This is a genomic window from Halopseudomonas pachastrellae (genome assembly GCF_900114765.1).
In the GTDB taxonomy this organism is placed as follows: domain Bacteria; phylum Pseudomonadota; class Gammaproteobacteria; order Pseudomonadales; family Pseudomonadaceae; genus Halopseudomonas; species Halopseudomonas pachastrellae.
In genome coordinates this window covers 51248-58637 of the sequence record NZ_FOUD01000023.1, presented here as the reverse complement: position 1 = coordinate 58637, position 7390 = coordinate 51248, and the positions used below count along the sequence as shown (strand labels likewise).

Sequence of the window (7390 nt, the reverse complement as noted above, 5' to 3'; positions counted from 1 at the left end):
ACCTGAATCTCGCGCATTAACTGTCGTTCGCTGCGCACGCCGAACAGGTAGCCAATAAACAGCATCTTGAACAGAGTGACCGGGTCAATCGCCGGGCGACCGTTGTCAGCACAATACAGGTGCTGGGTGGCAGGACGAATGAACTCGAAATCAATGTGCTGGGCGATCTTGCGCAGCAGATGGTCAGCTGGCACCAGTTCTTCGAGGGTGACCATCTCCAGCGCGTGTTGTTTGGGTGAAGGGGGTTTGAGCATCGGGTTGGCCTGCGATAAACGACAACCCATTAAACAAAAGCCCCCGCCTTTCGGCTAGGGGCTTTGTCAGCAGTCTGACCCGCTCACATGAGCGGGTTTTTTTATGGGTTTGGGTGCAGAGGCATTCGGCCAGTGGCCAGCATGCCTTGGCAGGCAAGCCTGTAGGTTAGTCCGCACTGCGCATTATGCGACCAGCAACAAAAACACCCGACTGATCGGGTATGGGTGGTCATCGGCTGGGTAGGGTGGTCTGCCGGGCGGGGAGGGTGCCCGGCGGGGACAGGGTATCAGCGGGCGCGGTAGGTGATGCGACCCTTGGTCAGGTCGTAGGGAGTCAGTTCTACGCGTACCTTGTCACCAGTCAGGATGCGGATGTAGTTCTTGCGCATCTTGCCTGAAATGTGGGCAGTCACGACATGGCCGTTTTCCAGTTCAACGCGGAACATGGTGTTCGGCAGGGTGTCGACGATGGTGCCTTCCATTTCAATGCTGTCTTCTTTTGCCATTAAGCAACAACCTCTCGGGGTGAAATTCGGGTGGGTGGTGGAGAGTACCCACAAAAAAGGTGGCTAATTGTGCCTGAAAAGAGCACAAGCGCCAAGTTTGACGGGGATTTTTCTGTGCGGCAGCTGCGAGTGATCACCTGAGTGGCGACCTGTACGCCGCCTAGCTGAGGCGAATCCAGCGCTGATTGACCAGCATTTCCAGCGGCCGATATTCGGTCTTGTAGTTCATCTTGCGGCAGTTCTTGATCCAGTAGCCGAGGTAGACGGCGTCCAACCCCAGGCGCCGGGCTTCCTCTATCTGCCAGAGGATTGCGTAGCGCCCCAGGCTGCGGCGCGGCTGGTCCGGGTCAAAAAAGGTGTATACGGCAGACAGGCCGTTGCGCATGTGATCGGTTACCGCGATGGCAACCAGCGAGCCCTGTTCGCGAAAGGCATGAAACCGGCAGAAACTCCAGTCCTTGGCCAGGAAGGACTCAAATTGTTCGCGGCTGGGTGGGAACATGTCGCCGTCAGCATGACGCGCGTTGATGTAGCGCTCGTAGAGGGCGTAGATCTCATCGGTTGCCTCGGGTTTGAGTTCACTTACCTCAAGGTCTCGATTGCGCTTGATGATGCGCTTCTGGCCGCTGCTGGGCGTGAAGTCTGCGGCGGGGATACGCGCCGGAATGCAGGCGCTGCACTGTTTGCAGTGGGGGCGATAAAGGTGGTCGCCGCTGCGGCGAAAGCCCAGCTCTGACAGGCGGCTGTAGGTGTCCAGATCGATCGGCTGCTGCGGATCAAGAAACAGCGTCGTCGCGCGCTCTTCCGGCAGATAGCTGCAGGGGTGAGGGTGCGTGGCGTAGAACTTGAGCTGCGACAGGTCAGTCATGACATCTCCCGGTCAACAATGCACCGAGTATAAAGGAAGCGCCGGCCAATACCACAGACCCGCTAAGCGCCTTTAAGCACGCAGCCCGAGACGTTACGGTTGCTCTGCGCCCCAGGCGGACGAGCTGTTTGGTGGGCACAGGCGGGCCAGCTCGGCACAAAATTCGGCACGCGGCATGCTGCTGGCACCCAAGCTGAACAGGTGCTCGGTAGGCATCTGGCAGTCGATCAGCGCAAAGCCCCACGCCTCCAGTTGGCGTACCAGGCTAATAAAAGCCACTTTAGAGGCATTATCTACGCGGCTGAACATGGATTCGCCAAAAAACACCCGCCCCAGCGCGATACCGTAAAGGCCACCCACCAACTCGTCATCCTGATAGACCTCAACAGAGTGGGCGTGCCCCAGACGGTGCAGCTCGATATAGGCGTCCTGCATCTTTGGCGTGATCCATGTGCCGGATGCGCCTGCCCGGGGCGCTGCACAGGCGCTGATCACTGCTGGAAAGTTGCGATCAAACGCGACGCGCAGTCGACCCTGCTTCAACACCTTGCGCATGCTGCGTGACACATGCAGGTCTGCCGGGCGCACAACGGTGCGTGGGTCCGGACACCACCAGAGGATCGGCTGGCCCGGGGCGAACCAGGGGAAGATGCCCTGGCGATAGGCTTGCAGCAAACGGGCTGGCGTCAGATCGCCGCCAGCCGCCAGCAGGCCGTTCGGCTCAGCCATGGCGCGCTCGGGCGGCGGAAAGGTGGCGCTGTCAGCGGTCAGCCAGGTCAGTTGCGGCATGTGCAGGAGTACTCATAAAAAATTCAAACGTTTTGTCAGATACCGGTTATAAGTTATTGTCGCCAATCAATAAAGTAACCCGGCAACCGGGAACATTTGTGGCGATACCCGGTCTGCTTGTGCTGTATTGTGCACTCTGGTTGTGAAAACGGTCGACTCAGGCCGTACAATGACCGCCTCACCTGTGATGGAAGCTTTGTTTTGAAGGATACCGCAGCCCCGAAAACCCCGTTGGTCTGGCGTGAACAGCTGGCACTGCGTCTGCGCGAGGGCGCCTTGCTGGCCATGATCGCCCTGTGCCTGTACTTGTGCATGGCGCTGTTCACCTTTGATGCGACCGACCCGGGCTGGACGCGCAGCGGCAGTGTTGCCGATGTGCAGAATGCCGGCGGCCGCATGGGCGCATGGATCGCTGACGTCCTGCTGCTGACCCTGGGTTATCTGGCCTTTCTGTTCCCCCTGATCGTCGCGGTCAAGGTGTATCAGATGTTCCGCCGGCGCCATCAGCCGATGATCTGGAACGGCTGGCTGTTCTCCTGGCGCCTGATCGGCTTTGTCTTGACGCTGCTGGCGGGCACTGCGCTGGCAGCGCTGCATGGCACACCCGGCGCGCACTTCCCTGAGGGGGCGGGCGCAGGCGGCATTCTTGGCGAGCTGCTGAGCGGCCTGAGCCGGCCAGTGCTCAACCTGCAAGGCAGCACGCTACTGTTTCTGACTCTGTTTCTGTTCGGTCTCACGGTGTTCACCAACCTGTCGTGGCTCAAAGTCATGGACCTGACCGGCAAGCTGACGCTGGACCTGCTGGATTTGCTCAAGCGCGGCTGGCACAGCTGGCGTGCGCGCCGCGCCGACGGCCGCGTAGACACGCCAGCGCCGCGTGAAAGCCGCGCCCCGGCCCCACGCAAGGAACCGGCTTTCAGCGTTGAAGAACAGCGCCGCGCCGATGCCTCAAAAGCCCAGCGCCAGGAAGCCTTGGCTCGCCATGTCGCCGCGCAGGAAACCCGCACGCCACCGGAGATTGTCCCGCTGGATACCAAGCCCGCCGAGGCCAGCGTGCGCAGCCAGAAAGAAAAGCAGTCCACGCTGTTCAGCAATACCACTGACCCGGGCTCCCTGCCACCGATTGGCCTGCTGGATCCGCCGAGCAAGAAGACCAAGGGGTTTTCTGCCGAATCGCTGGAAGGCATGTCGCGCCTGCTGGAGATCAAGCTCAAGGACTTTGGTGTTGAAGCCGAGGTTGAGAAGGTACAGCCAGGCCCGGTGATCACCCGTTTTGAGATTCAACCGGCCCCGGGCGTCAAGGTCAGCAAGATTTCCAACCTGGCCAAGGATTTGGCGCGCTCGCTGGCGGTGATCAGCGTGCGGGTGGTTGAGGTTATTCCGGGCAAGACCACCGTGGGTATCGAGATTCCCAATGAAGACCGCGAGATCGTGCGTCTGTCCGAAGTATTGGAAACCCGCGAATTCGATGAGGCCCAGTCTCCGGTAACCCTGGCGCTGGGGCACGACATCGGCGGGCACCCGGTGATGGCTGATCTGGCCAAGATGCCCCACCTGCTGGTGGCGGGTACCACTGGCTCGGGTAAGTCGGTCGGCGTCAACGCCATGCTGCTGAGCATCCTGTTCAAGGCCACGCCTGCCGAGGTTCGCCTGATCATGGTCGACCCGAAGATGCTGGAGCTGTCGATCTACGAGGGTATTCCGCACCTGCTCGCGCCGGTTGTGACCGATATGAAGGAAGCCTCCAACGCGCTGCGCTGGTGTGTGGCCGAGATGGAGCGCCGCTATAAACTGATGGCCGCAATGGGTGTGCGCAACCTGGCGGGCTTCAACCGCAAGGTGAAAGACGCCGCCAAGGCCGGCACGCCGCTGACCGATCCGCTGTACCGCCGCGAAAGCATGGAAGACGAAGCACCGGAACTCGAATCGCTGCCGGTGATCGTAGTGGTAATCGACGAGTTTGCCGACATGATGATGATCGTCGGCAAGAAGGTCGAGGAACTGATTGCGCGTATCGCCCAGAAAGCGCGGGCCGCCGGCATCCACCTGATTCTGGCTACCCAGCGCCCGTCTGTGGACGTGATTACCGGTCTGATCAAGGCAAATATTCCAACCCGTATGGCCTTCCAGGTCTCCAGCAAGATCGACTCGCGCACCATCCTTGATCAGGGTGGGGCAGAGCAGCTGCTGGGCAATGGCGACATGCTCTACATGCCGCCGGGTACCAGCTTGCCGGTGCGGGTCCACGGCGCGTTTGTATCGGACGAAGAAGTACACCGCCTGGTGGATGAGTGGAAGCAGCGGGGCGAGCCGGATTACATCCAGGATATTCTCGATGGTGCTGACGACTCGGCCGGTGGTGGCAGCTTCGACGGCGGCAGCGGTGGTGGAGACGACAGCGAAGAAGACGCGCTGTACGACGAAGCCGTGCGCTTTGTCACCGAAAGCCGCCGCGCGTCTATTTCTGCGGTACAGCGCAAACTCAAGATTGGCTACAACCGGGCCGCGCGCATGATTGAAGCGATGGAAATGGCCGGTGTAGTTACCGCAATGAACACCAACGGCTCGCGCGAGGTGATTGCACCGCCGCCGGTCCGGGATTGAGGGGAGTAACCCTGTTATGTTGAATCGCATCACTGGTTGGCGCTGGATTGCGCTGTGCGCTGCACTGCTGGCAGCGCCGGCCATGGCTGAGGACGAAGCAGCGGCCGCCGAGCGCCTGAACGAGCTGCTGTCGGCGGCCAACACGCTGACCGGTAATTTCTCGCAGATGACGCTCAGCTCCAACGGCTCCAACCTGCAGGAAACCAGCGGTCAGGTGACCCTGCAGCGCCCGGGCAAGTTTCGCTGGCACACCGATCCGCCGCTGGAGCAGGTACTGATCTCCGATGGCGAGCAGGTCTGGCTGTATGATCCTGACCTGATGCAGGTCACCATCCAGAAGCTGGACCAGCGCCTGACGCATACCCCTGCGCTGCTGCTGTCTGGCGACGTCAGCACCCTGACCGACAACTTCAGCATCCGCTGGACCCAGGGTGGCACCGTGGATGATTTTGTGCTGACGCCCAAGGCCAATGACACCATGTTTGAAACCCTGCGCCTGTCCTTCCGTGATAGGCTGATCAACGACATGCAGCTCAACGACCCGATTGGCCAGCGCACCAATATTCTGTTCCAGAACGTGGTGCTGAATGAGCCGGTTGCTGCCGACACCTTCCAGTTCGAGGTGCCGGACGGGGTCGACGTGATCAGTGAATAACGACGGTCTATTCGCGCCGCCGGCGCCGCGCGAGCCGCTGGCTGCGCGCATGCGCCCGCGCAATCTGGATGAATACGCGGGCCAGTCGCATCTGCTGGGCGCCGGCCGCCCGCTGCGCACGGCGCTGGAGCAGGGCGCACTGCACTCAATGATTTTCTGGGGGCCACCCGGCGTCGGTAAGACAACCTTGGCCCGCCTGATCGCCACCGTTACCGACGCTCACTTTGAAACCCTCTCTGCAGTCCTGGCCGGGGTTAAGGACATTCGCCAGGCAGTGGATATCGCACGGCAGAACTACGCAGCCAACGGGCGGCGGACCATCCTGTTTGTTGATGAAGTGCACCGCTTCAACAAGGCGCAGCAGGATGCCTTTCTGCCCTATGTTGAAGACGGCACCCTGCTGTTTATTGGCGCCACCACCGAAAACCCGTCCTTTGAGCTGAACAACGCCTTGTTGTCCCGCGCTCGGGTCTACGTACTCAAGGGCCTGGACGAAGAAGCCTTGAGCGGGCTGCTGGACCGTGCCCTGGAGGACATGGAGCGCGGCCTTGGTGCACTGCAGTTGCAGCTCAGTCCGCAAGCGCGCCAGTTGCTGCTCGATGCCAGTGACGGAGACGCGCGGCGATTGCTGAACTTGCTGGAGATTGCCGCCGACCTGGTGGAGCAGGGCGGTGTCATCGAGGTGGAGTTGCTCGGCGAGCTGCTCAGCGACAACCGCCGACGTTTCGACAAGGGCGGCGAAGCCTTTTACGATCAGATCTCGGCCTTGCACAAATCTGTGCGCGGCTCCAACCCTGATGCGGCGCTTTACTGGTTTGCCCGCATGCTCGACGGCGGCTGCGACCCGCTCTACATCGCCCGGCGCGTGGTAAGAATGGCCAGCGAAGATATCGGCAATGCTGATCCCAGAGCGCTGACGTTGTGCCTTAATGCCTGGGACGTACAAGAGCGTCTCGGCAGTCCCGAGGGTGAGCTGGCCGTTGCCCAGGCAATCACCTATCTGGCCTGTGCACCCAAGAGCAACGCGGTATACAACGCGTTCAACAGCGCAATGCGCGATGTTGCCGGCCAGGGCTCGCTGGAGGTACCGCTGCATCTGCGTAACGCGCCGACCAAGCTGATGAAGGAGTTGGGCTACAGCGATGGCTATCGCTATGCTCACGATGAACCGGAGGCCTACGCCGCCGGTGAAGATTACTTCCCTGAAGTGATTGAGCCGCGTCAGTATTACCAGCCGGTACCACGGGGCCTGGAATTGAAGATTGCCCAGAAACTGCAACACCTGCGCGCCCTGGATGCCGCGAGCAGCAGGCAACGGAGGTCGGATGATTAAGCTGTGTATGGCGGTCATGCTGGGCGGGGCGCTGGGTGCCCTGGCGCGCTTTGGCGTGGCGCAGTGGTCCATGGCGCACTGGCCCAAGCTGTTTCCGTTACCCACCTTGTTGGTGAATCTGCTCGGATGCCTGCTGATCGGTGTACTATACGGCCTTTGGCTGGAGCGCCCCGAGCTTTCGCCGGTACTGCGTCAATTGCTGGTGACCGGTTTGCTTGGCGCCTTTACCACCTTTTCGACCTTTTCTCTGGATACGCTGAGGCTGCTGGAGAACGGCGAGGGCCTGTTGGCTCTGGGCTATGTTTTGCTCAGTGTCTGTCTCGGCCTGCTCGCCACCTGGGCTGGGCTGTCGCTGACACGCTGACCAGCCGTCACCTGAAA

Annotated in this window: 8 protein-coding genes; 4 read left to right on the top strand and 4 right to left on the bottom strand. The window is 60.9% G+C overall.

What is annotated here, in order from left to right:
• From BM116_RS16770 to aat, 4 genes are all read right to left on the bottom strand, one after another.
• A partial coding sequence (locus BM116_RS16770; protein WP_139222359.1) for a transposase occupies positions 1 to 254 on the bottom strand: 254 nt, incomplete at its 3' end.
• Positions 255 to 541: 287 nt separating this feature from the next.
• The gene (infA, locus tag BM116_RS16765; RefSeq protein WP_036989719.1) at positions 542 to 760 is read right to left on the bottom strand and encodes a translation initiation factor IF-1; all 219 of its coding nucleotides are present in this window, start codon (positions 758 to 760) and stop codon (positions 542 to 544) included.
• A 160-nt stretch (positions 761 to 920) separates the two neighbouring features.
• Entirely contained in the window at positions 921 to 1628 is a 708-nt protein-coding gene (locus tag BM116_RS16760) for an arginyltransferase (RefSeq protein WP_083727756.1), read from the bottom strand.
• 93 nt (positions 1629 to 1721) lie between these two features.
• Positions 1722 to 2417, bottom strand: coding sequence for a leucyl/phenylalanyl-tRNA--protein transferase (aat, locus tag BM116_RS16755; RefSeq protein ID WP_083727758.1), 696 nt, complete (start codon positions 2415 to 2417; stop codon positions 1722 to 1724).
• A gap of 201 nt (positions 2418 to 2618) precedes the next feature.
• Between aat and BM116_RS16750 the strand changes: the two genes are divergently transcribed.
• Genes BM116_RS16750 through crcB form a run of 4 tightly spaced genes read left to right on the top strand, consistent with a single transcriptional unit; the run spans position 2619 to position 7373 of the window.
• A complete protein-coding gene (locus BM116_RS16750; RefSeq protein ID WP_083727760.1) occupies positions 2619 to 5021 on the top strand; it encodes a DNA translocase FtsK in 2403 nt (800 codons plus the stop codon).
• A 16-nt stretch (positions 5022 to 5037) separates the two neighbouring features.
• Positions 5038 to 5676 (top strand): outer membrane lipoprotein periplasmic chaperone LolA, encoded by a 639-nt coding sequence (lolA, locus tag BM116_RS16745; RefSeq protein WP_083727762.1) that lies wholly within the window; start codon positions 5038 to 5040, stop codon positions 5674 to 5676.
• Between the two features lie 49 nt (positions 5677 to 5725).
• Positions 5726 to 7009: a replication-associated recombination protein A gene (locus tag BM116_RS16740; RefSeq protein ID WP_083727841.1), complete on the top strand. Its 1284-nt coding sequence runs from the start codon at positions 5726 to 5728 to the stop codon at positions 7007 to 7009.
• Positions 7002 to 7373, top strand: coding sequence for a fluoride efflux transporter CrcB (gene crcB, locus BM116_RS16735; RefSeq protein ID WP_083727764.1), 372 nt, complete (start codon positions 7002 to 7004; stop codon positions 7371 to 7373). Before BM116_RS16740 ends, crcB begins: the two co-directional genes overlap by 8 nt.
• Positions 7374 to 7390: the final 17 nt, after the last annotated feature.